Genomic DNA, 26,356 nt, shown 5'->3' with positions numbered 1-26,356 from the left:
TCCAGAGGCCCCTGCTGGAATCTCTGTCTGATCGTTCCCACGCTCCGCGTGGGAATGCCTCAAGGGACGCTCCGCGTTCCAGTGGGACGCAGAGCGTCCCGGGCTGCATTCCCACGCAGAGCGTGGGAACGATCAACACAAAAAATCGCGGTGCTGGCTAGATCGCCTCACGCGATGGCTTGCCATCCACCAGGCGCTGGATCCGCAGCGGGTTGGCGTTTTTCAGTGGTTCGGGCAGCAAGCTGTCCGGGTAGTTCTGGAAGCACACCGGGCGCAGGAAGCGATCGATCGCCAGCGTGCCCACTGACGTGCCGCGCGCATCGGACGTCGCCGGGTACGGGCCGCCATGCACCATCGAATCGCACACTTCGACACCAGTCGGATAACCATTGAGCAGGATGCGCCCGACTTTCTGTTCCAGCAGCGGCGTCAGTTCGGCGAATTGCTCGAAGTCAGACGGCTCACCAATGATCGTCGCGGTCAGTTGACCGTGCAGGCCGTGCAGCGCTGCGCTCAGTTGTGCCTGATCGGCCACTTCGACGATTACTGTGGTCGGACCGAACACTTCTTCCTGTAGCACTTCGTCGCCGTTGATCAACAGGCTGACATCGGCCTTGAACAACTGCGGCTGCGCCTGATTGCCCTGCTGCGGATTACCGGCCAGATGCTCAATGCCGCTGTGCGCCAGGAGCTTTTCCAGGCCTTTACCGTAGCTGCCGAGGGTGCCGGCGTTGAGCATGGTTTGCGCCGGTTGATCACCGATCGCAGCGGCGACTTGCTCTACAAACGCGCTGAACTGCGCAGAGCGAATACCGATGACCAGACCTGGATTGGTGCAGAACTGACCGCAACCCTGCACCACCGAAGCGGTGAGGTCGCGCGCGACGGTTTCCGAACGCGTGGCCAGTGCCTGCGGCAAGACGATCACCGGGTTGATGCTCGACATCTCGGCGAACACCGGGATCGGTTGCGGACGTGCAGCGGCCATGTCGCACAAAGCGCGACCGCCCTTCAGCGAGCCAGTGAAACCAACGGCCTGAATCGCCGGGTGCTTGACCAGCCATTCGCCGACGCCACCACCGTAGATCATGTTGAACACGCCAGCGGGCATACCGGTTTTTTCTGCGGCACGAATGATCGCGTCGGCGACCAATTCAGCGGTGGCCATGTGGCCGCTGTGGGCCTTGAACACTACCGGGCAACCGGCGGCCAGCGCTGCTGCGGTATCGCCACCGGCAGTGGAGAACGCCAGCGGGAAGTTGCTCGCACCAAACACCGCGACCGGGCCGAGGCCGATGCGGTACTGACGCAGATCCGGACGTGGCAGCGGCTGCCGATCCGGCAGTGCCAGATCGATCCGTGCGCCGTAGAAATCACCGCGACGCAGGACTTTGGCGAACAGACGCATCTGCCCGCTGGTGCGACCACGCTCGCCCTGAATGCGTCCGGCCGGCAGCGCGGTTTCGCGGCAGACCACGGCGACGAAATCGTCGCCAAGCGCATCCAGCTCATCCGCGACTGCGTCGAGGAACTGCGCGCGACGTTCGGCGCTGAGGCTGCGATAGGTCGGATAAGCCGCAGCGGCGGCCTTGGCGGCGGCATCGACCTCTTCGGCCGTGGCCTGGATGAAATCATGCGGCAGGGCATCGCCCGTGCTGGCGTCGACCGAGTGCAGTTTGACGCTGCCGGCGGCGCTGCGCTGACCGCCGATGTAGTTGTGACCGAGAATCTGAGTCATGGGATCTCCTTAAAGGGTGCCGATGCTGTCCGGTTCAAAAGCCGCTTTGACCGGTGCGATACCGTTGACCAGCGGTGCGCCGAAGTCGGCCTGGCTGATCTCGAACGTGTCGCCCGGCTGGGTGCGGATGCCGTCGGCAAACGACAGGGTCGCAGTGCCGAAAAAGTGAATATGCACGTCGCCCGGACGCAGGAACTGACTGTATTTGAAGTGGTGGTACTCGAGGTTCGCCAGGCTGTGGCACATGTTGGCCTCGCCACTGAGGAACTCGTTCTGCCAGAGCACTTCGCCGTCACGCAGGATTCGGCTGGTGCCGGCAAGGTGTTGAGGCAATTCACCGGTGCGAAGTTCCGGGCCATAACTGCAACTGCGCAATTTCGAGTGCGCCAGGTACAGGTAATTCTTGCGCTCCATGACGTGGTCGGAGAACTCGTTGCCCACCGCGAAACCGAGGCGATACGGCTTGCCATCGTTGCCGATGACGTACAGGCCGGCCATCTCCGGCTCTTCGCCGGCGTCTTCGGCGAACGGCGGCAGCGGGAACGCCTGCCCCGGACGCACGACAATGCTGCCGTCGCCCTTGTAGAACCACTCTGGTTGCACGCCGGCCTGCCCCGCCGCCGGTTTGCCACCCTCCACGCCCCATTTGAAAATGCGCATGGTGTCGGTCATCCCCGCTTCATCGCCGGCCTGCTGGTGCATTTTGTCGCGGGCCGAAGCGCTGCCCAGATGGGTCAGGCCGGTACCGCTGACCAGCATGTGTGCCGGGTCCGGGTGGTCCAGTGGCGGCAGGATGCGCAGGTCTTTGAGCAATTGCGCGTAGTCGTGACTGGCGCCGAGGCCGAGGCTTTGTACTTGCTGCTCAAGGGAGCTGCCGGCCTCGATTGCCGCCAGGGCCAGATCACGGACACTGCGGGCGTCCTCGACTTCGCGGACCTGACCGTTGTCGACCACGCCGACCCGGCGCTCGCCGTTGGGTAATTCGAATTGAACCAGATGCATGATTTTCTCCTGTTCCATCAAAAACGCCGCTATCCCCTGTGGGAGCGAGCCTGCTCGCGAAAGCGGTGTACCGTTCACCAGCAGTGTTGAATGTGATGGCCTCTTCGCGAGCAGGCTCGCTCCCACAGGGGCCAGTGTTGTCAGTCAGATGCGGGTCGCGCCACGGGCGCTGGCGGCGAACTGGTCGACGGGCAGCACATGCTTGCGTTCCAGCACGCGGTAGACGATGCCGGTCAGAATCAGCCCGAACACCATCACGCCCGAGAGGAAGTACAACCCCGAAGCCAGATTGCCGGTGTATTCCTTCAACGCGCCGATCACGAACGGCCCGATATACCCGCCCAGATTGCCCACCGAGTTGATCAAGGCAATCCCCGCCGCCGCACTCGCGCCAGCAAAGAAACGCCCCGGCAAGGTCCAGAACACCGCGGTGCATGAGAACAGCGCGAACGCCACCAGACACAGCGCCGCCAGTTGCGCCACCGGCAGCGACAGCCAGGCACTGAGGAACAGGCCCAGCGCACCGAGCACATAGAGCACCGCCAAGTGGCCGTAGCGATCATTCAAGCGGTCGGAACTGCGCGGAATGATCAGCAGGCCGATGATCCCGAAAATGTATGGCACCGAAGAGACGAACCCGGTCACCAGATCGCTGCCGCCGAACTGTTTGATCAACGTCGGCAGCCACAGGCCCAGACCATAAATGCTCAGGGTCACCGGCAGATAGAACAGCGCCAGCAACAACACACGTTTGTCTTTCAGCGCATGCAGCGGATTGCCGTGACGGGTCTGGCCGTATTCCTGCAAATCCTTTTTCAGTTCGCCGGTCAGCCAGTCTTTTTCCGCCTGATCCATCCACTTCACTTGCTGCGGGCCGTCCGGCAGCCAGCGCAGCACCGGCCAGGTCAGCAGTATCGCCGGGGTGCCGATGACGATGAACAGCCACTGCCAGCCGTGCAGGCCGAGGATGCCGTCCATGCCCAGCAAACCGCCGGACACGGGACCGGTGATCATCATCGCGATGGGTTGCGAGAGGATGAACAGGCCGAGGATCTTGCCGCGATGGCGCACCGGGAACCATTGGGTGATGTAGTACAGCACACCGGGGAAGAAGCCCGCCTCGGCCGCGCCGAGCAGAAAGCGCATCACGTAGAAGCTGTGCGGCCCTTGCACGAAGGCCATGCCGATGGTGATCGCGCCCCAGGTGATCATGATCCGCGCGAACCAGCGCCGCGCGCCGAAGCGTTCGAGCATCAGGTTGCTGGGAATCTCGAGAAGAAAATAGCCGATGAAGAACAGCCCGGCACCGAGGCCATAGGCGGCGTCGCCGATACCGATGTCCGCGCCCATGTGCAGCTTGGCGAAGCCGACGGCGGAGCGATCCACATAGGCGATCAGGTACAGCAGGATCAGGAAGGGAATCAGTTTCAGTGTGATGCGCCGGACAAGCCGCAATTCCTGGCTCATGAGATCGGTCTCCGATTGTTGTTTTTATAGAACCTCGGGGGACGCCTCTCGCCAAAACAGCCAGGGCCATCCCTCCGTCGAAAACGACTATATAGTAATACTAATTACCCAACAACACTTCCAAAGCGCGGATTTTGAGCTTAGATTAAGCGTCAGCTCGCAAACAATAGTCTTACAATAAGAGAATCGATCATGTCTGATAAGAAACCCACCCTGCGCTCCGCCCAATGGTTTGGCACAGCCGACAAGAACGGCTTCATGTACCGCAGCTGGATGAAGAATCAGGGCATCGCCGACCATCAGTTCCACGGCAAGCCGATCATCGGCATCTGCAACACCTGGTCGGAACTGACCCCGTGCAACGCGCACTTCCGCCAGATCGCGGAGCACGTCAAACGCGGGGTGATCGAGGCCGGTGGTTTTCCGGTGGAGTTTCCGGTGTTCTCCAACGGCGAATCGAACCTGCGCCCGACCGCCATGCTCACCCGCAACCTGGCGAGCATGGACGTTGAAGAAGCGATTCGCGGCAACCCGATCGACGGCGTCGTGCTGCTCACCGGTTGCGACAAAACCACTCCAGCACTGTTGATGGGCGCGGCCAGTTGCGACGTGCCGGCCATCGTCGTCACCGGCGGGCCGATGCTCAACGGCAAGCACAAAGGCAAGGACATCGGTTCCGGCACCGTGGTCTGGCAGCTCAGCGAACAGGTCAAGGCCGGCACCATCACCATCGATGACTTCCTCGCAGCCGAGGGCGGCATGTCGCGTTCGGCGGGCACCTGCAACACCATGGGCACCGCGTCGACCATGGCCTGCATGGCCGAAGCGCTGGGCACTTCGCTGCCGCACAACGCCGCGATTCCGGCCGTAGATGCGCGCCGTTATGTGCTGGCGCACATGTCCGGCATGCGTGCGGTGGAGATGGTGCGTGAAGACCTGAAGCTGTCGAAGATCCTCACCAAGGAAGCCTTTGAAAACGCCATTCGCGTCAACGCCGCCATCGGTGGTTCGACCAACGCCGTGATCCACTTGAAAGCTATCGCCGGGCGCATCGGCGTCGAGCTGGACCTGGACGACTGGACGCGCATCGGTCGCGGCATGCCGACCATCGTCGACCTGCAACCGTCAGGGCGTTTCCTGATGGAAGAGTTCTACTACGCCGGTGGTTTGCCAGCGGTGCTGCGTCGCCTCGGCGAAGCCAATCTGATCCCCAACCCGAACGCACTGACCGTCAACGGCAAGTCCATCGACGAGAACACCAAGGACGCGCCGATCTATGGCGAAGACCAAGTGATCCGCACCCTCGACAATCCGATTCGCGCTGACGGTGGCATCTGCGTGTTGCGCGGCAATCTGGCGCCGCTGGGCGCGGTACTCAAACCGTCCGCCGCTAGCGCTGAACTGATGCAGCATCGCGGTCGCGCCGTGGTGTTCGAGAACTTCGACATGTACAAGGCGCGGATCAACGATCCGGAGCTGGACGTCGATAAGGATTCGATTCTGGTGATGAAGAACTGCGGGCCGAAGGGTTATCCGGGCATGGCTGAAGTCGGCAACATGGGCTTGCCGGCCAAGCTGTTGGCGCAAGGCGTGACGGACATGGTGCGCATTTCCGATGCACGCATGAGCGGCACCGCTTACGGCACGGTGGTTCTGCACGTCGCCCCGGAAGCGGCAGCGGGCGGGCCTTTGGCGGCGGTGCAGGAAGGCGACTGGATCGAACTCGATTGCGCCAGCGGCCGTCTGCATCTGGACATTCCGGATGCTGAACTGGCCGCGCGCATGGCCGATCTGCAAGCACCGCAGCAGTTGCTGGTGGGCGGTTATCGTCAACTGTACATCGATCACGTGCTGCAGGCGGATCAGGGTTGCGACTTTGACTTCCTGGTTGGTTGCCGAGGTGCCGAGGTTCCGCGTCACTCTCACTAACAGCGCAATTCCCCTGTGGGAGCGAGCCTGCTCGCGAAGAGGGAGTGTCAGTCGACATCTATTTGACTGATATGCCGCCTTCGCGAGCAGGCTCGCTCCCACAGTTGCTTTTGCGTATCGCCTCAAATCTGTGCCGTGCCTGCTATGATGCGCGGCATCTCCATCGCTCAGGATCGCGCCACTCCCCATGGATTACCGCAAACCTTCCGACCGTAAAAGCATGCACTCGCGCATCGTCCAGGAACTGGGCATGCAGATCGTCTCCGGACGCTTTTTGCCCGACGACAAACTGCCCGCCGAAGCCCTGCTTTGCGAGGAGTACGCGGTCAGTCGCCCGGTGTTGCGCGAAGCCACCCGGGTGCTGGTGGCCAAGGGTCTGGTGTATTCCAAGCCGCGCGTCGGCACCGTGGTCAAGGCGCGCCGCGAATGGCACATGCTCGACCCCGACGTGTTGCACTGGCTGATGCAAAGCAGCCCGCAGAATGAATTCTTCAACGTGCTGACCAGCGTGCGCAGCATCATCGAACCGGCAGCGGCCGCCCTCGCCGCTCAGCATGCGACCGATGCCGACATCGCTGCGATCAACGAAGCCTACCAACGCATGGAAGCCGCGCCGACCCCGGAAGCGCTGTTGCAGCCGGACCTGGACTTCCACAGCCGCATCGCCGATGCGACGCACAACGACCTGCTGGCGAACCTGTGCAATATGTTGGCGGTAGCGATTGCCGAGGCGTTGAAGCATTCCAATCAACGGCCGAATCTGCATGAACTGGCGTTGCCGAGGCACAAGGCGATTCTGACTGCCATCGAGAACCGCGATGCCCTGGGTGCCCGGCATGCGACGCTGGTGCAGCTGGATGATGCGCGCAGTGCGTTGAGTGTGGTGCTTGGCGCTGAGCTTTCTTAGGGCTTGAGACCGCTTGCCCTCACCCTAGCCCTCTCCCAGAGGTAGAGGGGACCGATTGGGGAATATTTGAGATTTACGCCGACTTGAACGTTCTGCTGTGAATCCATAACCGACTCGGTATTTCAGGCCGATATATCTAGCCGCACCCCTCGGTCAGTCCCCTCTCCCCTCCGGGAGAGGGCTAGGGTGAGGGGCTCTTGATCTTGATTCACAAATAAAGCCGCAACCCCTCAAGGTTGCGGCTTTGTCGTTTCAGCCTTTCAGATCAGTGAGCAAACAGCGAATTGCCCTTCTGCCCCGCCAGCTTCTCCGGCTTGATCAGGAACTTGGCCAGCGCCGGCAGCAGCCACAGCGCGCCGAACATGTTCCACAGCAGCATGAAGGTCAGCATCAGGCCCATGTCGGCCTGGAACTTGATCGCCGAGAAGATCCAGGTGCACACGCCGATCGCCAGGCACAGGCCGGTGAACAGCACCGCTTTACCGGTCGACTTGAGCGTCTGGTAATAGGCTTCCTGCAACGGCAGCCCGGCACGCAGGAAACTTTCCAGGCGGCTGTAGATGTAGATGCCGTAGTCCACGCCAATCCCCACGCCCAACGCCACCACCGGCAGCGTCGCGACTTTCACGCCGATGCCCATGAACGCCATCAGCGCGTTGCCGAGTACCGAGGTCAGCACCAGCGGCAGGACGATGCACAGGGTTGCCGCCCAAGAGCGGAAGGTGATCATGCACATCACCGCCACGCAGATGTACACCAGAATCAGAATGGTCAGCTCAGCCTGTTTGATGACTTCGTTGGTGGCCGCTTCGATCCCGGCGTTACCGGCAGCAAGGATGAATTCCAGACCGTCCTTATTGTTTTCCTTGGCGAACTCCTGCACCGCTTGCACCGCACGGTCGAGGGTTTCGGCCTTGTGGTCGTTGAGGAACACCAGTACCGGTGCCAGCGAGCAGCTGTTGTTGTACAGGCCATCGGCGCGGGCGATCGAGTTATTCAGTACGTCCGGGTTGCGCGACAGGGTTTCCCATTTCAGGTTGCCCTCGTTCATGCCCTTGATCATCTGCTTGGACACGGTCACCAGCGAGATCGCCGACTGCACGCCCTCGGTGTTCTGCATCTTCCACATCAGCTGATCGATCGGCGCCATGGCTTCGTAGCGCGAGCAGCCTTCAGCTTTGGTCTTGACCATCACCACCAGCACGTCGGAGCTGGTCGAGTAGTTGCTGATGATGAAGTTGTTGTCCTTGTTGTAGCGCGAGTCCGGACGCAGTTCCGGCGCGCCCTGGTCGAGGTCGCCGATCTTCAGGTTCTGGCTGTACCAGAGGCCGCCGCCGAAGGCGATCAGCGCCAGCGCTACCGAAATCGGCGCGACTTTCGGGCTGGCGAAGTTCGACAGCAGACGCCAGAACGGATGTTCGCGGTTGGCGTCTTTCTTGCTCTTGGCAATCGCGCGCTTGCTGATGCCGACATAGGAAATCGCCACCGGCAGCAGAATCAGGTTGGTGAACACGATCACCGCAACGCCGATGGACGCGCCGATCGCCAGTTCACGGATCACGCCGATGTCGATGATCAACAGGGTGATGAAACCCACCGCATCGGCCAGAATCGCGATCATCCCCGGCAGGAACAACTGGCGGAAGGTGCGCCGTGCAGCGGTCAGGGCGTTATCGGCCTCGCTGGATTGCAGGGCGATACCGTTGATTTTCTGCACGCCGTGGGAAATGCCGATGGCGAAAATCAGGAACGGCACCAGCATCGAATACGGGTCGAGGCCGAAGCCGAAGAAGTGCATCAACCCGAGCTGCCAGACCACCGCCACCAGCGTCGTGCTCAACACCGCGATGGTGCTGCGCAGGCAGTTGGTGAACCACAGCAGCAGGATCAGGGTGATGACGAAGGCGACACCGAAGAACAGCACCACCATCACCAGACCGTCGATCAGGTCACCGACCTTCTTGGCGAAACCGACGATGTGGATCTTGATGTTGGGGTTCTGCGCTTCGAACTTGTTGCGGATCTTGTCTTCGAGTTCATGGGAGAACTGGCGATAGTCCAGCGCCAGCAGCTTGCCCTGATCCTGGGGGTCCGGATAGGCCTCCAGCAGAGGGATGTCGACGATGCTCGACTTGAAATCGTTGGCCACCAGACGCCCGACCTGGCCGGACTTGAGCACGTTGTTGCGCAGCAGATCGAGGCTGTCCTGGGAACCGTTGTAGCTCTGCGGAATCACTTCACCGCCGGCGAAACCCTCTTCGGTCACTTCGGTCCAGCGTACGCTCGGGCTCCATAGCGATTTGAGGCCGGAACGATCGACGCCGGAAATGTAGAACACTTCGTCGTTGATCTGACGCAGGGTCTCCATGTACTCCTTGGAGAAAATGTCGCCGTCGGTGGCTTCCACCGAAATACGCACGGTGTTGCCGAGGTTCGCGAGATCGTTGCGGTGCTCCATCATCTTTTCGATGAAGGGATGCTGCAGCGGGATCATTTTTTCAAAACTGGTCGACGGCCGGATCAGCGTGGCCTGCCAGAACAGGAAAATGCTCACCACCAGGCAGATCAGGATCACGGCCGGACGGTTGTTGAAGATCAGGCGCTCGAGAACCGTCGCCTTTTCCTGCTGAGGAGTGATCAAGGAAGTCATAGCCCCGCCTTCTTGTTATTGGTCTCGGCACCGTTTGGCTGGGTGATGTGCAAACCACCCTGCCCGGTCAGAATCAGGTTGCCGTTGCCAGCGGCGGTAACCGACGACAGCGAAATGCGATCCGGACGGTTGAACACGCTGAAGGTTTCGCCGTTGTCGCTGCTGCTGATCACCGAACCGCCGTTACCGACGATCACGATCGAGCCGTCTTCGAGCAGCGTGCCGCCAGACAGACCGAACTCCAGCGCACCGCGTGCAGCTTTGAGTTCGACCTGCTCCCAGGTGCTGCCGAAATCAGTGGAGCGATAAAGATTGCCGCGCAAGCCGTACGCCAGCAGGGTCTGCGGCTGCGCCGTGCCGATCACGCCGAACAGCGAACCTTCGTACGGGCCTTCGAGCTTTTCCCAGGTCTGGCCGTCATCGGCGGAGCGGAACATGCTGCCGGACTCGCCGACGATGAACAGCCCGGCGTCTTTCACGGCGGCGATGGCGTTGAGGTGGAACTGGTCTTCGTTGTCGAGGCGATCGCTGACGTCTTCCCAGTGCTTGCCGCCGTCGGAGGTTTCCAGCAGCGTGCCGTAGGCGCCCACGGCAAAGCCGCTGCTGGCGTCCTTGAACCAGACGTCGAGCAGCGGCGATTCGCGTGCGAGGTCTTCGAATTGTTTGGTCCAGGTCAGACCGCCGTCTGCGCTGGCGAGAATCTGTGCGTCGTGGCCCACGGCCCAGCCGTTTTTGTCATCGACGAAATACACGGCAGTGAGCAGTTGCCGGGTCGGCACCTTGGCCTGGGTCCAGGTTTTGCCCTGGTCATCGGAATAGACGATGTGCCCGCGATCGCCGACCGCGACAAGACGCGCGCCAGCGTGGACGACATCAAGAATCAGGCTTTTTGCGGCCTTGGCCGATTCGGTGGCATAGACCACGTCAGCCGGGGCCTCGGCGGCAATCACAGGTGCCGATAACGTGGCAAAGCCCAGCAGCGAGAGTGCTGTGGCCAGCAACGCGGTGTTGCGTAACGCCGGCGGGCGGCAACGACTCATAGACCTTCCCCTATTTATTATTGTTGGGCCATCGGGCCTTCAAGGGCGCCGCAAGGGTGCTCGGCTACTGGCGTTTCAGAAGCATAGTCCTGAAACCCGCAATCCAGAGCCCCTTCGGAAGCTGGCTCATCCTATCGGGCTTTGCAAATGTCTGACAATCGGCGCCGCGTTATCTTTTGTTAACCGAAAGCGGCTCTCTGTAACCCATCATTTTCCCTGTGGGAGCGAGCCTGCTCGCGAATGCGGTGTATCAGTCACCCTGTTTATTGGCTGACCCACCGCTTTCGCGAGCAGGCTCGCTCCCACAGGGTTTGTAGTGATGGTTGGTTTTGCGACAAAGGGTGAATGCGCAGCCATTCGTAGGATGGATGACGCAATTGTTGCGGAGGGGACTTGCAGGATCGGTATTATGGTATACCATCAGACGCACAGACACTCTCAATCCCCCAAACGGAGCAGCTCATGAGTTTCGAAATTCGCAAGATCGTCAGCTATGTCGAAGAAACCTTCATCGAAGGCGGCAAGTCCACTGACAAGCCGGTGACCATGGTCGGCCTCGCCGTGGTGATGAAGAACCCGTGGGTGGGCCACGGTTTTGTCGAAGACCTCAAGCCGCAGATCCGCGCCAACTGCTCCGACCTCGGCGCCATGATGGTCGAGCGCCTGGTGGGCATCATTGGTGGCGCCGAGAAGATCGAGGCTTACGGCAAAGCCGCCGTGGTCGGCGCTGACGGCGAGATCGAACACGCCTCCGCCGTGATCCATACGCTGCGCTTCGGCAACCACTATCGCGAAGCGGTGAAAGCCAAGAGCTACCTGAGCTTTACCAACAAGCGCGGCGGTCCGGGCACGTCGATTCAGATCCCGATGATGCACAAGGACGACGAAGGCCTGCGTTCGCACTACATCACCTTGGAAATGCAGATCGAAGACGCGCCTCGTGCCGACGAAATCGTCGTCGTGCTCGGTTGCGCCGACGGTGGCCGCCTGCACCCGCGCATCGGCAACCGCTACATCGATCTGGAAGAACTGGCTGCCGAAAAAGCCCAGTAATCACAATAAAAAGGCATTGCAGGAGCGCTCCATGATTCGGCTCACCGCTGAACTCACCCCGGCTGGCACCAGTTACCTGGCGACCGGCCAAGGCCAGCCCGTGGTCTTGATCCACGGCGTGGGCCTGAACAAAGAAATGTGGGGCGGGCAGATTGTCGGCCTCGCCAGCCAGTACCAGGTGATCGCCTACGACATGCTCGGCCACGGCGCCAGTCCGCGCCCGGCCAGCGGCACCGACCTGCTCGGTTACGCCGATCAGTTGCTCGAGCTGCTCGATCACCTGAATCTGCCCCAGGCAGCGGTGATCGGTTTCTCCATGGGCGGTCTGGTCGCGCGGGCCTTCGCCCTGCACTACCCGGAGCGCCTGCAAAGCCTGGTGGTGCTGAACAGCGTGTTCAACCGCAGCGAAGAACAGCGTGCCGGCGTCATCGCACGCACTGCGCAGGCTGCCGAGCATGGCCCGGACGCCAACGCCGAAGCCGCCCTGTCACGCTGGTTCAGCCGTGAATATCAGGCGGCCAACCCGGCGCAGATCGCCGCGTTGCGCCAGACCTTGGCCAACAACGATCCGCAGGGTTACCTGACCACCTACGAATTGTTCGCCACCCAGGACATGTACCGCGCCGACGACCTGAGCAGCATTCAGGCGCCGACACTGATCGCCACTGGCGAGCTCGACCCTGGCTCGACGCCGGAAATGGCCGAGCAACTGGCCCGACGCATCCCCGGCGCGAAGGTTGCCGTGCTGCCCGAGCAACGGCATATGATGCCGGTAGAGTCGCCGCGTCTGGTCAATCAGATGCTGCTGGAATTTCTCCAATTCGCACACGCCCGACAAAACCATATAAAGGGGATCGTTGCATGACACTCGCACGCTTCCAGATGTGCATCGGCGGAGACTGGGTCGACGCCCTCTCCGGCAAGACCTTCGAAAGCCTCAACCCGGCCTCCGCGCAAGCCTGGGCGCAATTGCCCGACGCCGATGAAGCGGACGTCGAACGCGCCGTGCAAGCGGCGCAGACGGCCTTCGACAGCCCGGCATGGCGCGGTCTGACCGCCACCGCGCGAGGGAAATTGCTGCGTCGCCTCGGCGATCTGATCGCAGAAAACAAGGAACACCTGGCGCAGCTGGAAAGCCGTGACAACGGCAAGCTGATCCGCGAAACCCGTGGCCAGGTCAGCTACCTGCCGGAGTTCTTCCACTACACCGCAGGCCTGGCTGACAAACTGGAAGGCGGCACCCTGCCGCTGGACAAGCCCGACCTGTTTGCCTACACCGTGCACGAAGCCATGGGTGTGGTCGCCGCGATCATTCCCTGGAACAGCCCGCTGTACCTGACCGCGATCAAACTCGCCCCGGCCCTCGCCGCCGGCAACACGATTGTGATCAAGCCGTCCGAGCACGCCTCGGCGACCATTCTTGAGCTGGCACGCCTGGCCCTCGAAGCCGGGATTCCGCCGGGCGTGGTCAACGTCGTTACCGGTTACGGCCCGAGCACCGGCGCCGCCCTCACCCGCCATCCGCTGATCCGCAAGATCGCCTTCACCGGCGGCGCGGCGACGGCACGGCATGTGGTGCGCAGCAGCGCCGAGAATTTCGCCAAGCTGTCGCTGGAACTGGGCGGCAAGTCGCCGAATATCATCTTCGCCGACGCCGATCTGGACAGCGCGATCAACGGCGCGATTGCCGGGATCTACGCGGCGTCCGGGCAGAGTTGCGTGTCCGGTTCGCGCTTGCTGGTGCAGGACGAAATCTACGACGAGTTCGTCAATCGTCTGGTCGAGCGCGCCCAGCGCATCCGCATCGGCAACCCACAGGAAGACAATAGCGAGATGGGGCCGATGGCCACCGCGCAGCAACTGGCGGTGGTCGAAGGTCTGGTCGCCGATGCGATCGCCGAAGGCGCGCGTTTGCGCACCGGTGGCAAGCGTCCGGCGGATCTCGGTGAAGGCTGGTTCTACGAGCCGACGCTATTCGAGTGCGACCGCAATTCGATGAAGATCATGCAGGAAGAAGTCTTCGGCCCGGTGGCTTCGGTGATTCGCTTCAAAGACGAAGCCGAAGCGCTGGCGATCGCCAACGACTCGCAGTTCGGCCTCGCCGCCGGCATCTGGACTCGCGATCTCGGTCGCGCCCATCGTCTGGCCCGCGATGTGCGCTCGGGGATTATCTGGGTCAACACTTACCGCGCCGTGTCGGCGATGGCGCCGATCGGCGGCTTCAAGAACAGTGGCTATGGACGCGAAAGCGGCATCGACTCGGTGCTGGCCTACACCGAACTGAAAACGGTGTGGATCAACCTCTCCCAGGCGCCAATGCCTGATCCGTTTGTGATGCGCTAGGAGTCCTGCGAAATGATCGAACCCGGCATTTACAAAGACGTCATGAGCTCGTTCCCGTCCGGCGTCACGGTGGTCACCACCCTCGACCCGGACGGCGGCATCGTCGGCATCACCGCCAGCGCGTTCAGCGCGCTGTCGATCGACCCGGCGTTGGTGCTGTTCTGCCCCAACTACGCGTCCGACACCTACCCGGTGCTGCGCGACAGCAAGAAATTCGCCATCCATTTGCTCTCCGCCGAGCAGACCGCCGAAGCCTATGCATTCGCCGGCAAGGGCAAGGAAAAGGCCAAGGGCATCGAGTGGCACCTGAGCGACCTGGGCAACCCGATCCTGGCCAAGGCCACGGCGATCATCGAGTGTGAGTTGTGGCGTGAATACGACGGCGGCGATCACGCGATCATTGTCGGCGCAGTGAAGAACCTGATCCTGCCCGAGCAACCGGTGACGCCGATGATTTATCACAAAGGCAAGCTCGGCCCGTTGCCGACTCTGGCCTGACGAATTCACACAAATCCCTGTAGGAGCTGCCGAAGGCTGCGATCTTTTGATCTTGTTTTCAAAAGTCAAAGTCAAAAGATCGCAGCCTTCGGCAGCTCCTACACGAGGGATCTGTGGTGACTGGAGGATTTATGAGTAACGAAAAGTATGAAAAAGGTCTGCAGATCCGTACGCAGGTATTGGGCGAAGCCTACGTGCAGCGCTCGATAGACAACGCCGACGATTTCACCCGCCCGCTGCAGGAAATGGTCACCGAATACTGCTGGGGCCATGTCTGGGGGCGTGAGGGTCTGTCGCTCAAGGAGCGCAGCATGATCAACCTGGCGATGATCTCGGCGCTCAACCGCCCGCATGAACTCAAGCTGCATGTGCGTGGCGCCTTGCGTAACGGCCTGAGTCGTGAGCAAATACGCGAAATTCTGCTTCAGGTCGGCATTTATTGCGGCGTTCCGGCGGCCGTGGACAGTTTCCGGCTGGCCCGTGAAGCCTTTGCCGAAGCCGACGCCGAGGCCTCCAGTTAACCCTCGGCTGTTTTGATGCCCGTCTGGCATGGACAGCCAAGCTCAAGAGCGGACCCCATGAAACGCCAGCCACTCGACGACAGCTTCAAGGTCAATCGCAACCCCGTTACCCTGCGCGAAATCGTGCTGGACAAACTGCGTAGCGCGATCATGAATTTCCAGCTCATGCCAGGCGATCGCCTGGTCGAACGCGACCTCTGTGATCGCCTCGGCGTCAGCCGCACTTCGGTGCGCGAAGCCTTGCGTCACCTCGAATCAGAAGGTCTCGTCGAATTCGCCGATGCCAAAGGCCCGCGCGTGGCCATCATCACCCTCGCCGATGCCGTCGATATCTACGAACTGCGTTGTGTGCTCGAAGGCCTGATCGTCCAGCTGTTCACCCTGCGCGCCAAAGCCAAGGACATCAAAGCCCTGGAAAAAGCCCTCGATGACAACCGCAAAGCGTTGAAGGACGGCGAGTTGCAACAGGTGATCGACTCGGTGCAGGGCTTCTACGACGTGCTGCTCGAAGGCTCGGGCAACCATGTCGCCGCCACCCAATTGCGCCAGTTGCAGGCGCGCATCAGCTATCTGCGCGCGACCTCGGTGTCCCAGGAAAACCGGCGCGGCGCAAGCAATCACGAGATGGAAAAAATGGTCGAGGCGATCAAGAGCGGCGATCCGCTGGCGGCGCATCAGGCGTGCGTTGATCACGTCCGCGCGGCGGCTGCCGTGGCCCTCGATTACCTCAAGCGCAAACAGGAAGAAACCGGCGTCGCCGTCAAAGGTACCCCGGCGATCACCCTGCCGATCGCGCTGAAAGAACCCCGCATAGGTCAATGACATGTTCAGCCCGAGCTTTTGCCCGAAATGCGGTGGCCCTGACCTCGGTCAGCAGACGCCGCCGGGCGATACGCACGAGCGCCTGATGTGCCGCGGCTGCGGCTATATCCACTACGTCAATCCGAAGATCATTGCCGGCTGCATCATTGAGCAGGACGGCAAATACCTCCTGTGCCAACGGGCGATCCCCCCGCGCCCGGGCACCTGGACGCTGCCGGCCGGTTTCATGGAAAGCGGTGAAACCACCGAGCAGGCGGCGCTGCGCGAAGTCTGGGAAGAAAGCGGCGTGCGCGCGGAAATCGTCTCGCCGTATTCGATCTTCAGCGTGCCGAAGATCAGCGAGGTGTACATCATCTTCCGCGCCATCGCCCTGGAGATCACCGGGCAGTTTGGGCCGGAAACCATGGATTACAAGTTCTTCGCCCCTGAAGAGATTCCCTGGGAGCAGATCTACTACCCGGCGATCCGGCAGATTCTCGAGCGCTATATCGAAGAGCGCCAGGCTGGGGTTTACGGGATCTACATGGGTAATGATGACAGCGGCAAAATCCATTTCATGCGCTAAAAATCACCTTCCCCCTGATCATTCCCACGCTCCGCGTGGGAATGCCTCTACGGACGCTCCGCGTTCGGCTCTGGATGGGACGCAGAGCGTCCCGGGCTGCATTCCCACGCGGAGCGTGGGAACGATCATGCGGCTTAGATCGGTGTGAAGGCCTCAACGATGATGATCTCCGCCCTCGCCCATTCTTCGCGGTAACTTTTCGCCTCCTGATACGCCGCCGAGCGATAGCACGCCACGGCCTGTTCGTAGCTGTCGAACTCGATGATCACTGTGCGCTGCGGCGTCTGCCGGCCTTCCAGCGCTTCGCTGCGCCCGCCTCTGGCCAGAAACTTGCCGCCGAATGCGGCAATCGCCTGCGGGGTGCGCTGGGTGTATTGGCTGTAGTGCTCGGCATCGGCTATATCCACATGTGCAATCCAGTACGCCTTCATAGTGACCTCTTTGTTGATTTTGTATTATGGTATACCAATATATTTCCAACGAACCCTGAGAGTCCAGCATGGCCTTCAACAGCATCGAAGAAATCATCGAAGATTATCGCCTCGGCAAAATGGTCCTGCTGGTCGATGACGAAGACCGCGAGAACGAAGGCGACCTGCTGCTGGCCGCCGACCGTTGCACGCCGGAGGCTATCAGCTTCATGGCCCGCGAGGCACGCGGGCTGATCTGCCTGACCCTGACCGACGAACATTGTCAGCGTCTGGGCCTGGAGCAAATGGTACCCGCCAATGGCAGTGTGTTCAGCACTGCATTTACCGTGTCGATCGAAGCGGCGGTCGGCGTGACCACCGGCATTTCCGCCGCAGATCGCTCCTGCACAGTCGCCGCCGCCGTGGCGCCAAATGCCCGCGCCGAAGACCTGGTGCAGCCAGGCCACATCTTCCCGTTGCGCGCCAAGGAAGGTGGCGTGCTCACCCGCGCCGGGCACACCGAGGCCGGTTGCGATCTGGCGCGCCTGGCCGGGTTCACCCCCGCCTCGGTGATTGTCGAAGTGATGAACGACGACGGCACCATGGCCCGCCGCCCGGATCTGGAGCAGTTCGCACGCAAGCACGGGATCAAGATCGGCACCATCGCCGACCTGATCCACTATCGCCTGAGCACCGAGCACACCATCGAACGCATCGGCGAACGTGAGCTGCCGACGGTGCATGGCACCTTCCGTTTGATCACCTTCGAGGATCGCATCGAAGGCGGTGTGCACATGGCGATGGTCATGGGCGATCTGCACCGTGAAGAACCGACGCTGGTGCGCGTGCATGTGATCGATCCGCTGCGCGATCTGGTCGGCGCCGAGTACAGCGGGCCGACGAACTGGACCCTCTGGGCAGCGTTGCAACGGGTCGCGGCGGAAGGTCATGGGGTTGTGGTGGTGCTGGCCAATCATGAATCGTCGCAGGCGTTGCTCGAGCGCGTGCCGCAGTTGACCCAACCGCCACGGCAGTTCAGCCGTTCGCAATCGCGGATTTATTCCGAGGTCGGGACGGGGGCGCAGATTCTGCAGAACCTTGGGGTTGGCAAGCTGCGCCACCTCGGTCCGCCGCTGAAGTATGCGGGGTTGACCGGGTATGACCTTGAGGTGGTTGAGAGCATTCCGTTCACTCAATGACGCCGCCCTCACCCCAGCCCTCTCCCAAAGGGAGAGGGAGCCGACCGCGTTGACCGGTCGCTATACATCGACCTGGGATACCGAGTCGAACTCAGCTTTGAGCAGCATACGGATCCACTCCTTTCCCATTACCGAATCGGGCTGGGTTTTGAACAGCATGAAGATCGGCTCCCTTTCCCCCTCTCCCCTAGGGAGAGGGCTGGGGTGAGGGGCTGGATCTCACATTCACAAAATATCTCAGGCCGAGCGGCTCAAAAAAACCAACCGGCCAGATAACCGGTAAGGCAAAGTGCTTGCACAAAGTTTGGAATACCATAATATGATATTCCATAGACCGGGCGACCTGAAAAACCGTCCAGCTACTGCTCCCGACAGGCGGGCAACAACGCAAGGCCCGCTCAAAAACACAACAATGAGGGCGTGAACATGGTGTTGAACAAAGCTGCAACCGCGATCTTTTTCGCGGGACTGCTCAGCGTTACCGGCCAGGCTGCAATGGCTGCCGAAAGCGTGAATTTTGTCAGCTGGGGCGGTAGCACCCAGGATGCGCAGAAACAGGCCTGGGCCGATCCGTTCAGCAAGGCCAGCGGCATCACCGTCGTCCAGGACGGCCCCACCGACTACGGCAAACTCAAAGCCATGGTCGAAAGCGGCAACGTGCAGTGGGACGTGGTCGATGTCGAAGCCGACTTCGCTCTGCGCGCCGCTGCCGAAGGCCTGCTCGAACCCCTCGATTTCAAAGTGATCCAGCGCGACAGGATCGACCCGCGCTTTGTCAGCGATCACGGCGTCGGTTCATTCTTCTTCTCCTTTGTCCTCGGCTACAACGAAGGCAAGCTCGGCGCCAACAAGCCGCAGGACTGGAGCGCGCTGTTCGACACCAAGACCTACCCGGGCAAGCGCGCCCTGTACAAATGGCCAAGCCCCGGCGTGCTCGAACTGGCGCTACTGGCCGACGGCGTTGCGGCTGACAAGCTCTACCCGCTGGATCTGGATCGCGCCTTCAAGAAACTCGACACCATCAAGAAAGACATCGTCTGGTGGGGCGGCGGCGCGCAGTCGCAGCAACTGCTGGCGTCCGGCGAAGCGAGCATGGGCCAGTTCTGGAACGGTCGGGTGCACGCCCTGCAGGAAGACGGCGCACCGGTCGGCGTGAGCTGGAAGCAGAACCTGGTCATGGCCGACATTCTGGTCATCCCCAAAGGCTCGAAAAACAAAGATGCGGCGATGAAGTTCCTCGCCAATGCCAGCAGCGCCAAAGGCCAGGCCGACTTCTCCAACCTGACCGCCTACGCGCCGGTCAACCTCGACAGTGTGGAGCGTCTGGATTCGACGCTGGCCCCCAACCTGCCGACGGCTTACGCCAAGGATCAGATCACCCTTGATTTCGCTTACTGGGCCAAGAACGGTCCGGCTATCGCGACACGGTGGAACGAATGGCTGGTCAAATGAAAATCGCGGCCACTGCGCCTCGTCCTTCCACTGCCACCGGGAGCGCCGCCGGCGCTGCCGGTTCGGCCTTCAAGCAACGCTGGCGCGGCGCCGGCAACCTCGTCCCGGCGCTGCTGTTCCTCGGCCTGTTCTTTCTCGCGCCGTTGATTGGCCTGCTGTTGCGCGGTGTGCTGGAACCTGTGCCGGGTCTCGGCAACTACGAACAGTTGTTCGCCAACTCGGCCTATGCGCGAGTGCTGCTCAACACCTTTTCGGTGGCCGGGCTGGTGACGCTGTTCAGCCTGCTCTTGGGCTTTCCGCTGGCCTGGGCGATCACCCTGGTGCCGCGCGGCTGGGGGCGCTGGATCCTCAACATCGTGCTGCTGTCGATGTGGACCAGCCTGCTCGCCCGCACCTATTCTTGGCTGGTTTTGCTGCAAGCCTCGGGCGTGATCAACAAGACCTTGATGGCCATGGGCATCATCGATCAACCGCTGGAGATGGTGCACAACCTCACCGGCGTGGTGATCGGCATGAGCTACATCATGATCCCGTTCATCGTGCTGCCGTTGCAGGCAACCATGCAGGCCATCGACCCGATGATCCTGCAGGCCGGCTCGATCTGCGGCGCCAGTCCGTGGACCAACTTCTTCCGGGTGTTCCTGCCGCTGTGCCGGCCGGGTCTGGCCTCCGGCGGTTTGATGGTGTTCGTGATGTCGCTCGGTTACTACGTCACCCCGGCACTGCTCGGCGGGGCGCAGAACATGATGCTGCCGGAGTTCATCATTCAGCAGGTGCAATCGTTCCTCAACTGGGGCCTGGCCAGTGCCGGCGCCGCGTTGCTGATCGCAATCACCCTGGTGCTGTTCTACTTCTACCTGAAGCTTCAACCGGAATCCCCGGTTGGCGCCAGTAACGCGAGGTAAGCCGACATGCTCCTGACCCCCAATGCCATGAGCCGGCGCATGCGTTTCGGCCTCTACGCCACTACCGGGCTGATCGGTCTGTTCTTGCTGTTGCCGATCGTGTTCATCGTGCTGCTGTCGTTCGGCTCCTCGCAGTGGCTGGTGTTCCCGCCACCGGGCTGGACGCTGAAATGGTACGGGCAGTTCTTCTCCAATCCCGACTGGATGAACGCCGCTGCCGCCAGCCTCAAGGTCGCCGTGCTGACCACCATCTGCGCTGTGGCGCTCGGTTTGCCGACCGCGTTTGCGCTGGTGCGCGGACGCTTTCCCGGCCGCGAGATGCTCTACGGCCTGTTCACCCTGCCGATGATCGTGCCGCTGGTGATCATTGCCGTGGCGGTGTACGCGCTGTTTCTCAAGCTCGGCTACACCGGAACGATGTTCGCCTTCGTCGTCAGCCATGTGATCGTCGCGCTGCCGTTCACCATCATCTCGATCATCAACTCGCTGAAGCTGTTCGATCAGTCGATTGAAGACGCGGCGGTGATCTGCGGTGCCTCGCGCTTGCAAGCGGTGTTCAAAGTGACGTTCCCGGCGATTCGTCCGGGCATGGTCGCCGGCGCCCTCTTCGCCTTCCTCGTTTCGTGGGACGAAGTGGTGCTCAGCGTGATGATGGCAAGCCCGACTCTGCAAACCCTTCCCGTGAAAATGTGGACCACCCTGCGCCAGGACCTGACCCCGGTGATCGCCGTCGCTTCGACGCTGCTGATCGGCCTGTCAGTGTTGGTCATGGTGATCGCCGCCGCCCTGCGCCGGCGCAACGAAATCAGCGCCTGAGCGCCCAGGAGTACGACATGAGTGCCGTGATCAAAGACGCATCCCAGCAGAGCGACAAACCCCTGGTCAGCCTGCGCAACCTGAACAAGCACTACGGCGATTTTGCTGCCGTCGATAACATCTCGCTGGACATCAAGGACGGTGAATTCCTCACGTTCCTGGGCTCCAGCGGCTCGGGCAAAAGCACCACGCTGTCGATGCTCGCCGGTTTTGAAACACCGAGCAGCGGCGAGATCCTCGTCAACGGCCAGTCGCTGGTCAACGTGCCGCCGCACAAGCGCGACATCGGCATGGTTTTTCAGCGTTACTCGCTGTTCCCGCATCTGTCGGTACGCGACAACATCGCCTTCCCTCTGGCCATTCGCAAACTGGCTGCGGCCGAGCGCGAAAAGCGCGTCGATGCGATGCTGAAACTGGTGCAGCTTGAGCAGTTCGCCCAACGCCGCCCTTCGCAACTGTCCGGTGGCCAGCAACAACGTGTTGCTATCGCCCGGGCGCTGGTTTACGAGCCGCGCATTCTGCTGATGGATGAACCGTTGGGCGCGCTGGACAAGAAGCTGCGCGAGGACTTGCAGGATGAACTGCGCCAGCTGCACCGGCGCCTGGGCATCACCATCGTCTACGTGACCCACGACCAGGAAGAAGCCATGCGGCTGTCGCAACGCATCGCGATTTTCAGCCACGGCAAAATCGTTGGTCTGGGCAGTGGTTACGACCTTTACCAGAATCCGCCGAATGCGTTTGTCGCGTCGTTTCTAGGTAACTCGAACTTCCTCAAGCTCAAGGCGCAAGGCAATGCAGCAGCGCGTTTCGAGGGCCAGTCGTTGTCGATTCGGCTGACGTCCGGGTTGCACACTGATCAGGATGTGCTGCTGATGGTGCGTCCGGAAAAGGCCTTGGCGCTGAGCACGCAGCAGGCGCTGGATGAGCCGCTGGCGGCGGGCTGGAATGAGGTGTCGGCGAACGTTGTGGAGGTGCTGTTTCTCGGTGAAAGCCAGACGTGCAGCGTGGTGACTGCGGGCGGGACGTCGATGACGGTGAAAGCGCTATCGGCAGCGGGCATGCCGCTCAAGGCCGGCGATCCGGTACGGGTGCGCTGGGCGACGGCGGATGCTTGTGTTTATACCGAGTGGACCGAGAGCGATTTGAACAAGGCTGCCGGGGCTCACTGATTGCGCTGAGTCAGTTGGATCTACCCCCTCACCCCAGCCCTCTCCCCCACGGGGGGCGAGGGGGAAAGGGAGCCGATCTTCATGCTGTTCAAAATGTAAGTTCGACTCGGTATCGCACGTCGGCGTATCTCGCAACAACACCTCGGTCAGTCCCCTCTCCCATTGGGAGAGGGCTAGGGTGAGGGCAAGCAGGCGACACGGTATTAGCCAATGGCCCGGTACCCTTCAATCTCATCCGGCCAAGCCGTCAGCACTTCAAACCCGCTCTCCGTCACCGCGACCATATGCTCCCACTGCGCCGACAAGGAGCCATCCTTGGTCAATACGGTCCAGCCATCCGGCATGTTCTTCACATGGCGTTTGCCGGCATTGAGCATCGGTTCCACTGTGAAAATCATTCCGGCCTTGAGCTTCAGCCCTTGATTGGGAAAGCCGTAATGCAGGATCTGCGGTTCGTCGTGATAGACCTTGCCGATGCCGTGGCCGCAGTATTCGCGTACCACGCTAAAGCCCTCCGCCTCGGCCAGGCTCTGGATCGCATAACCGATATCGCCCAGCGTTGCGCCCGGCTTCACTGCACGGATGCCTGCGCACATGGCTTCGTAGGTGGTCTTGATCAGGTGCTGCGCTTCGGGAGTCGCCTCGCCCACCACATACATGCGACTGGTATCGCCGAACCAGCCGTCCTTGATCACCGCGATGTCGAGGTTGACGATGTCGCCGTCTTTCAATGGCGTACCCGATGGAATCCCGTGGCACACCACATCGTTGACCGACGCGCAGACGGTTTTCGGAAAGCCGTGATAACCGACATTGGCTGGCACCGCCTTCTGCACATTGACGATGTAATCGTTGCACAGTCGATCCAGCTCATCGGTGGTCACGCCAGCCTTCACATGCGGCACCAGCATTGCCAGCACTTCAGCGGCGAGTTTGCCGGCGGCGCGGGATTTTTCGATGTCGGCCGGGGTGTTGATCTTGATCTGGTTTCTCATGCGCTGACGGCTTCCTGAGTCAGTTGTTGCAGATCCAGCCCACCATTCTGTTCGGCGCGGATCAGCAGGCGGCAAATGGCGCTGTGGTCGAGATTGGGATGCAGCTCGGCGAGCATGCCGATGCGCATCCAGTGCTCGGCCTGCGCGTTGATCGAGCGGCTGAGGGCGTTGCTGGAGATACGCAGGTTCTCGTGCATGTCCTCTGAGATTTTTACGATGCCCATATATGAATCCGATACGATGTGTATATGGAACGTATATTAGCCAAGCTTACCCTCGGATTGCAAACGCTTCGCCACGCAAACACGCACCCGTGTAGGAGCTGCCGAAGGCTGCGATCTTTTGATCTTGCCCGTTAAAGACCAGATCAAAAGATCGCAGCCTTTGGCAGCTCCTACCAAAGCAGATTCGGCTCCCCATCAGCGGCCTGATCGACTACCATGCCCGCGCCGGTTTCCACACGGAATTAATAGGGAATCCGAGGTGCTCCACGCATCAATCGGAACTGCCCCCGCAACTGTAGGTGCCGAGCCTGCTCCTCGACTGCCACTGGGTGAATCCCGGGAAGGCCGGAGCGTGGCAATGACGCATCAGTCAGGAGACCTGCCGGCACAGCGACTGACTAACCGGCGGGGTGTCCGGGAAGGACATCGTGCCGTGCGCATTTTCCCCGTGCCGGCCTTGCGCAGTTTCCACGACCGCGCCCGAGGTGTGTTTCCAACCGTACCCGCCCGCTCCCGTACGGTTCCCTTGGAGACTGCCCCATGCTGCTGCCCCGCGTTGCCACCCTGCTCACCACTCTGAATCTTTGCCCCCTGGCGCAAGCGGCGCCGACTGCGTATCCGCTGACCGTCGAAAACTGTGGCAGCAGCCTGACCTTTCAGCACGCGCCTGCGCGCACGGTTACCATCGGCCAGGCCGGCACGGAAATGCTCTATGCCTTGGGCCTGGGCGACAAAGTCGTCGGCACTTCGCTGTGGTTCAACGATGTGCTGGGCACATACAAAGCACAGAACGACAGGATCGAGCGCCTCGCCGACAACGAGCCGAGTTTCGAAGCGGTGATCGCCAAACGCCCGGAGCTGGTTGCCGTCGAGCTGGAATGGATGGTCGGCCCGCAAGGCGCGGTCGGCACCCGCGAGCAGTTTCATGAACTGAAGATTCCGACCTATCTGCTGCCCTCCGATTGCGAAGCCAAGGACAACCTCGTTGGTTCGGACGGGACGCGGCTGGCACCGTTTCGCATCGACAGCATCTACAAAAGCGTGAGCCAACTGGCGGCGATTTTCGACGTGCAGGCGCGTGGCGAGCAGCTCAATGAGCAGCTCAAAGCCAGCCTCGCGCAGTCGATCGCCACCGCGAAAAAGCAGCAGCGCAAAGACGTCAGCGCCCTGGTGTGGTTCTCCAGCGCCGAGATGGACATCGAGCCTTTCGTGGCCGGGCACAAAGGCGTTCCCGATTTCATGCTCAGCACCCTCGGCGTGCGCAACGTCGTCGAGTCGGATGAAGAATGGCCAACCGTCGGCTGGGAAACCATCGCCAAGGCCAACCCGACGTTTCTGGTGATCGCGCGCATGGATCGTCGGCGTTTCCCGGCGGACGACTATCAGAAGAAACTCGCCTTCCTGCGCAGTGATCCGGTGACGCGCAACATGGATGCGGTCAAGCACAACCGCATCATCATCCTTGACGCCATGGCCATGCAGGCCAGCCTGCGCACCTTCGACGGCCTCGAACAACTGGCCAGCGCCATCAACGGCTACGACCTGTCGCCATGAGCAGACGCCTGATCCGTTTGCTGCTGGTGCTGTTGACGCTGTCGGTCGCGCTGATCGGCGGCGTGGCCATTGGCGAGACTTCGATCGAGCCGAGCGTGGTGTTGCAGGTGCTGGCGAACAAGCTGTGGGGCGCCGGTTATGTGCTCGACCCGATCGACGAAGGCATTGTCTGGAACTATCGCCTGACCCGCGCGCTGGTCGCGGCGGCCTGCGGCGCCGGTCTGGCGACCTGTGGCGTAATCCTGCAATCGCTGCTGCGCAATCCGTTGGCCGATCCGTATCTGCTGGGAATTTCTGCTGGCGCCTCGACCGGCGCGGTGATGGTCGCCCTGCTCGGCGTCGGTGCCGGGGCGATTTCATTGTCGGTCGGTGCTTTTGCCGGCGCGGTGACCGCTTTCGCACTGGTGATCCTGTTGGCGCGAGTCAGCGGCTCGGCCAGCGGCACCGGGCAGATCATTCTGGCCGGGATTGCCGGCTCGCAGCTGTTCAACGCCCTCACCGCTTTTCTGATCACCCGCTCGGCCAGCTCGGAACAGGCGCGCGGGATCATGTTCTGGCTGTTGGGCAATCTCGGCGGCGTGCGCTGGCCGTCGGTGGGGCTGGCGGTGCCGGTGGCGGTGTTGGGGTTGGTTGTTTGTCTGTGGCATCGCCGGGCGCTGGATGCGTTCACCTTTGGTGCGGACTCGGCGGCGTCTCTCGGCATTCCAGTGCGACGTGTGCAAATTCTGTTGATTGGCTGCGCCGCGCTGGTGACGGCGGTGATGGTGTCGATTGTCGGCTCGATCGGCTTTGTCGGTCTGGTGATTCCCCATGCCGCGCGGTTGTTGCTCGGCACCGGCCATGCCCGTCTGCTGCCGGCCAGTGCGTTGGGCGGCGCAGTGTTTCTGATCGCCGCCGATGTGCTGTCACGCACCCTGATCAAGGGTCAGGTGATCCCGGTCGGCGTGATCACTGCGCTGGTCGGCGCACCGGTGTTCGCGCTGATTCTGGTGGGCCGGAGATCGGCGCGATGAACACGGTTTTGAGTTGTGCTGATGTGGGCTTCAAAGTGCGCGGTGCCGAGTTGCTCAACGGTGTCAGCCTCGACGTTGAGC

Annotated in this window: 24 protein-coding genes and 1 riboswitch; of the genes, 16 read left to right on the top strand and 8 right to left on the bottom strand. The window is 61.5% G+C overall.

Annotated features, from left to right (window positions below; translation table 11 throughout):
• Positions 1-157 precede the first annotated feature (157 nt).
• From AB4N48_RS09240 to AB4N48_RS09230, 3 genes are all read right to left on the bottom strand, one after another.
• Positions 158-1,738, bottom strand: a complete 1,581-nt coding sequence (locus tag AB4N48_RS09240) for an aldehyde dehydrogenase (NADP(+)) (protein WP_460095213.1) — start codon at positions 1,736-1,738, stop codon at positions 158-160.
• 9 nt (positions 1,739-1,747) lie between these two features.
• Positions 1,748-2,740, bottom strand: coding sequence for an AraD1 family protein (araD1, locus tag AB4N48_RS09235; RefSeq protein WP_460095212.1), 993 nt, complete (start codon positions 2,738-2,740; stop codon positions 1,748-1,750).
• A 144-nt stretch (positions 2,741-2,884) separates the two neighbouring features.
• Entirely contained in the window at positions 2,885-4,207 is a 1,323-nt protein-coding gene (locus AB4N48_RS09230; RefSeq protein ID WP_056789414.1) for an MFS transporter, read from the bottom strand.
• A gap of 192 nt (positions 4,208-4,399) precedes the next feature.
• On the opposite strand from AB4N48_RS09230, the gene AB4N48_RS09225 reads away from it, so the two are divergent.
• Both AB4N48_RS09225 and AB4N48_RS09220 read left to right on the top strand, forming a co-directional pair.
• Positions 4,400-6,136 (top strand): IlvD/Edd family dehydratase, encoded by a 1,737-nt coding sequence (locus AB4N48_RS09225; protein WP_460095210.1) that lies wholly within the window; start codon positions 4,400-4,402, stop codon positions 6,134-6,136.
• A gap of 187 nt (positions 6,137-6,323) precedes the next feature.
• On the top strand, positions 6,324-7,043 hold the full coding sequence (locus AB4N48_RS09220) for a FadR/GntR family transcriptional regulator (protein ID WP_024013185.1): 720 nt from the start codon (positions 6,324-6,326) through the stop codon (positions 7,041-7,043).
• Between the two features lie 265 nt (positions 7,044-7,308).
• Here the strand turns inward: AB4N48_RS09220 and AB4N48_RS09215 are convergent, their stop codons facing one another.
• The gene (locus AB4N48_RS09215; RefSeq protein WP_042606775.1) at positions 7,309-9,693 is read right to left on the bottom strand and encodes an efflux RND transporter permease subunit; all 2,385 of its coding nucleotides are present in this window, start codon (positions 9,691-9,693) and stop codon (positions 7,309-7,311) included.
• Complete coding sequence (locus AB4N48_RS09210; protein ID WP_056789409.1) at positions 9,690-10,733, bottom strand: WD40/YVTN/BNR-like repeat-containing protein; 1,044 nt, start codon at positions 10,731-10,733, stop codon at positions 9,690-9,692. The genes AB4N48_RS09215 and AB4N48_RS09210 overlap by 4 nt, the downstream gene beginning before the upstream one ends.
• Before the next feature lie 462 nt (positions 10,734-11,195).
• Between AB4N48_RS09210 and AB4N48_RS09205 the strand changes: the two genes are divergently transcribed.
• The 7 genes from AB4N48_RS09205 to AB4N48_RS09175 all read left to right on the top strand — a co-directional run bounded on the left by AB4N48_RS09205 (position 11,196) and on the right by AB4N48_RS09175 (position 16,535).
• Positions 11,196-11,786, top strand: a complete 591-nt coding sequence (locus AB4N48_RS09205; RefSeq protein WP_056789406.1) for an amino acid synthesis family protein — start codon at positions 11,196-11,198, stop codon at positions 11,784-11,786.
• Between the two features lie 31 nt (positions 11,787-11,817).
• Positions 11,818-12,651: an alpha/beta fold hydrolase gene (locus AB4N48_RS09200; protein ID WP_071172700.1), complete on the top strand. Its 834-nt coding sequence runs from the start codon at positions 11,818-11,820 to the stop codon at positions 12,649-12,651.
• Positions 12,648-14,129 carry an aldehyde dehydrogenase gene (locus tag AB4N48_RS09195; protein ID WP_056789392.1) on the top strand — a complete coding sequence of 494 codons (1,482 nt, stop codon included), beginning with the start codon at positions 12,648-12,650 and terminating at the stop codon, positions 14,127-14,129. The genes AB4N48_RS09200 and AB4N48_RS09195 overlap by 4 nt, the downstream gene beginning before the upstream one ends.
• A gap of 12 nt (positions 14,130-14,141) precedes the next feature.
• On the top strand, positions 14,142-14,627 hold the full coding sequence (locus AB4N48_RS09190; RefSeq protein ID WP_071172702.1) for a flavin reductase family protein: 486 nt from the start codon (positions 14,142-14,144) through the stop codon (positions 14,625-14,627).
• 131 nt (positions 14,628-14,758) lie between these two features.
• Positions 14,759-15,148, top strand: a complete 390-nt coding sequence (locus AB4N48_RS09185) for a carboxymuconolactone decarboxylase family protein (protein WP_039763896.1) — start codon at positions 14,759-14,761, stop codon at positions 15,146-15,148.
• Positions 15,149-15,205: 57 nt separating this feature from the next.
• Complete coding sequence (locus tag AB4N48_RS09180) at positions 15,206-15,970, top strand: GntR family transcriptional regulator (RefSeq protein WP_042606770.1); 765 nt, start codon at positions 15,206-15,208, stop codon at positions 15,968-15,970.
• Position 15,971: 1 nt separating this feature from the next.
• Positions 15,972-16,535 (top strand): NUDIX hydrolase, encoded by a 564-nt coding sequence (locus AB4N48_RS09175; RefSeq protein ID WP_256810089.1) that lies wholly within the window; start codon positions 15,972-15,974, stop codon positions 16,533-16,535.
• A gap of 134 nt (positions 16,536-16,669) precedes the next feature.
• Here AB4N48_RS09175 and AB4N48_RS09170 read toward each other — a convergent pair whose 3' ends face one another.
• The gene (locus tag AB4N48_RS09170) at positions 16,670-16,966 is read right to left on the bottom strand and encodes a DUF1330 domain-containing protein (RefSeq protein WP_460095204.1); all 297 of its coding nucleotides are present in this window, start codon (positions 16,964-16,966) and stop codon (positions 16,670-16,672) included.
• 68 nt (positions 16,967-17,034) lie between these two features.
• On the opposite strand from AB4N48_RS09170, the gene ribBA reads away from it, so the two are divergent.
• From ribBA to AB4N48_RS09145, 5 genes are all read left to right on the top strand, one after another.
• Entirely contained in the window at positions 17,035-18,144 is a 1,110-nt protein-coding gene (gene ribBA / locus AB4N48_RS09165) for a bifunctional 3,4-dihydroxy-2-butanone-4-phosphate synthase/GTP cyclohydrolase II (protein WP_460095201.1), read from the top strand.
• 426 nt (positions 18,145-18,570) lie between these two features.
• Positions 18,571-19,596: an ABC transporter substrate-binding protein gene (locus AB4N48_RS09160; RefSeq protein ID WP_016775018.1), complete on the top strand. Its 1,026-nt coding sequence runs from the start codon at positions 18,571-18,573 to the stop codon at positions 19,594-19,596.
• Entirely contained in the window at positions 19,593-20,501 is a 909-nt protein-coding gene (locus AB4N48_RS09155; RefSeq protein WP_056789380.1) for an ABC transporter permease, read from the top strand. The genes AB4N48_RS09160 and AB4N48_RS09155 overlap by 4 nt, the downstream gene beginning before the upstream one ends.
• Before the next feature lie 6 nt (positions 20,502-20,507).
• Entirely contained in the window at positions 20,508-21,317 is an 810-nt protein-coding gene (locus tag AB4N48_RS09150) for an ABC transporter permease (RefSeq protein WP_007918021.1), read from the top strand.
• Between the two features lie 17 nt (positions 21,318-21,334).
• Positions 21,335-22,489, top strand: coding sequence for an ABC transporter ATP-binding protein (locus AB4N48_RS09145; protein ID WP_406226730.1), 1,155 nt, complete (start codon positions 21,335-21,337; stop codon positions 22,487-22,489).
• 203 nt (positions 22,490-22,692) lie between these two features.
• Here the strand turns inward: AB4N48_RS09145 and map are convergent, their stop codons facing one another.
• Together map and AB4N48_RS09135 are read right to left on the bottom strand one after the other, a co-directional pair.
• A complete protein-coding gene (gene map, locus AB4N48_RS09140) occupies positions 22,693-23,484 on the bottom strand; it encodes a type I methionyl aminopeptidase (RefSeq protein ID WP_073471133.1) in 792 nt (263 codons plus the stop codon).
• Complete coding sequence (locus AB4N48_RS09135; RefSeq protein ID WP_007918027.1) at positions 23,481-23,708, bottom strand: ParD-like family protein; 228 nt, start codon at positions 23,706-23,708, stop codon at positions 23,481-23,483. Before AB4N48_RS09135 ends, map begins: the two co-directional genes overlap by 4 nt.
• Before the next feature lie 209 nt (positions 23,709-23,917).
• Positions 23,918-24,109, top strand: a riboswitch (cobalamin riboswitch).
• A 139-nt stretch (positions 24,110-24,248) separates the two neighbouring features.
• Here AB4N48_RS09135 and AB4N48_RS09130 point away from each other — a divergent pair.
• On the top strand, positions 24,249-25,262 hold the full coding sequence (locus AB4N48_RS09130; protein WP_460095198.1) for an ABC transporter substrate-binding protein: 1,014 nt from the start codon (positions 24,249-24,251) through the stop codon (positions 25,260-25,262).
• The gene (locus AB4N48_RS09125; protein WP_056789371.1) at positions 25,259-26,275 is read left to right on the top strand and encodes a FecCD family ABC transporter permease; all 1,017 of its coding nucleotides are present in this window, start codon (positions 25,259-25,261) and stop codon (positions 26,273-26,275) included. Before AB4N48_RS09130 ends, AB4N48_RS09125 begins: the two co-directional genes overlap by 4 nt.
• Positions 26,276-26,356: the final 81 nt, after the last annotated feature.

It is taken from the genome of Pseudomonas sp. S2_C11, from assembly GCF_054668395.1.
This window is presented reverse-complemented; position numbering and strand designations above follow the sequence as displayed.

Coding starts and splice junctions, on each gene's coding strand:
- AB4N48_RS09240 (WP_460095213.1), bottom strand. CDS start 1,738: ATGACTCAGATTCTCGGTCACAACTACATCGGCGGTCAGCGCAGCGCC.
- araD1 (WP_460095212.1), bottom strand. CDS start 2,740: ATGCATCTGGTTCAATTCGAATTACCCAACGGCGAGCGCCGGGTCGGC.
- AB4N48_RS09230 (WP_056789414.1), bottom strand. CDS start 4,207: ATGAGCCAGGAATTGCGGCTTGTCCGGCGCATCACACTGAAACTGATT.
- AB4N48_RS09225 (WP_460095210.1), top strand. CDS start 4,400: ATGTCTGATAAGAAACCCACCCTGCGCTCCGCCCAATGGTTTGGCACA.
- AB4N48_RS09220 (WP_024013185.1), top strand. CDS start 6,324: ATGGATTACCGCAAACCTTCCGACCGTAAAAGCATGCACTCGCGCATC.
- AB4N48_RS09215 (WP_042606775.1), bottom strand. CDS start 9,693: ATGACTTCCTTGATCACTCCTCAGCAGGAAAAGGCGACGGTTCTCGAG.
- AB4N48_RS09210 (WP_056789409.1), bottom strand. CDS start 10,733: ATGAGTCGTTGCCGCCCGCCGGCGTTACGCAACACCGCGTTGCTGGCC.
- AB4N48_RS09205 (WP_056789406.1), top strand. CDS start 11,196: ATGAGTTTCGAAATTCGCAAGATCGTCAGCTATGTCGAAGAAACCTTC.
- AB4N48_RS09200 (WP_071172700.1), top strand. CDS start 11,818: ATGATTCGGCTCACCGCTGAACTCACCCCGGCTGGCACCAGTTACCTG.
- AB4N48_RS09195 (WP_056789392.1), top strand. CDS start 12,648: ATGACACTCGCACGCTTCCAGATGTGCATCGGCGGAGACTGGGTCGAC.
- AB4N48_RS09190 (WP_071172702.1), top strand. CDS start 14,142: ATGATCGAACCCGGCATTTACAAAGACGTCATGAGCTCGTTCCCGTCC.
- AB4N48_RS09185 (WP_039763896.1), top strand. CDS start 14,759: ATGAGTAACGAAAAGTATGAAAAAGGTCTGCAGATCCGTACGCAGGTA.
- AB4N48_RS09180 (WP_042606770.1), top strand. CDS start 15,206: ATGAAACGCCAGCCACTCGACGACAGCTTCAAGGTCAATCGCAACCCC.
- AB4N48_RS09175 (WP_256810089.1), top strand. CDS start 15,972: ATGTTCAGCCCGAGCTTTTGCCCGAAATGCGGTGGCCCTGACCTCGGT.
- AB4N48_RS09170 (WP_460095204.1), bottom strand. CDS start 16,966: ATGAAGGCGTACTGGATTGCACATGTGGATATAGCCGATGCCGAGCAC.
- ribBA (WP_460095201.1), top strand. CDS start 17,035: ATGGCCTTCAACAGCATCGAAGAAATCATCGAAGATTATCGCCTCGGC.
- AB4N48_RS09160 (WP_016775018.1), top strand. CDS start 18,571: ATGGTGTTGAACAAAGCTGCAACCGCGATCTTTTTCGCGGGACTGCTC.
- AB4N48_RS09155 (WP_056789380.1), top strand. CDS start 19,593: ATGAAAATCGCGGCCACTGCGCCTCGTCCTTCCACTGCCACCGGGAGC.
- AB4N48_RS09150 (WP_007918021.1), top strand. CDS start 20,508: ATGCTCCTGACCCCCAATGCCATGAGCCGGCGCATGCGTTTCGGCCTC.
- AB4N48_RS09145 (WP_406226730.1), top strand. CDS start 21,335: ATGAGTGCCGTGATCAAAGACGCATCCCAGCAGAGCGACAAACCCCTG.
- map (WP_073471133.1), bottom strand. CDS start 23,484: ATGAGAAACCAGATCAAGATCAACACCCCGGCCGACATCGAAAAATCC.
- AB4N48_RS09135 (WP_007918027.1), bottom strand. CDS start 23,708: ATGGGCATCGTAAAAATCTCAGAGGACATGCACGAGAACCTGCGTATC.
- AB4N48_RS09130 (WP_460095198.1), top strand. CDS start 24,249: ATGCTGCTGCCCCGCGTTGCCACCCTGCTCACCACTCTGAATCTTTGC.
- AB4N48_RS09125 (WP_056789371.1), top strand. CDS start 25,259: ATGAGCAGACGCCTGATCCGTTTGCTGCTGGTGCTGTTGACGCTGTCG.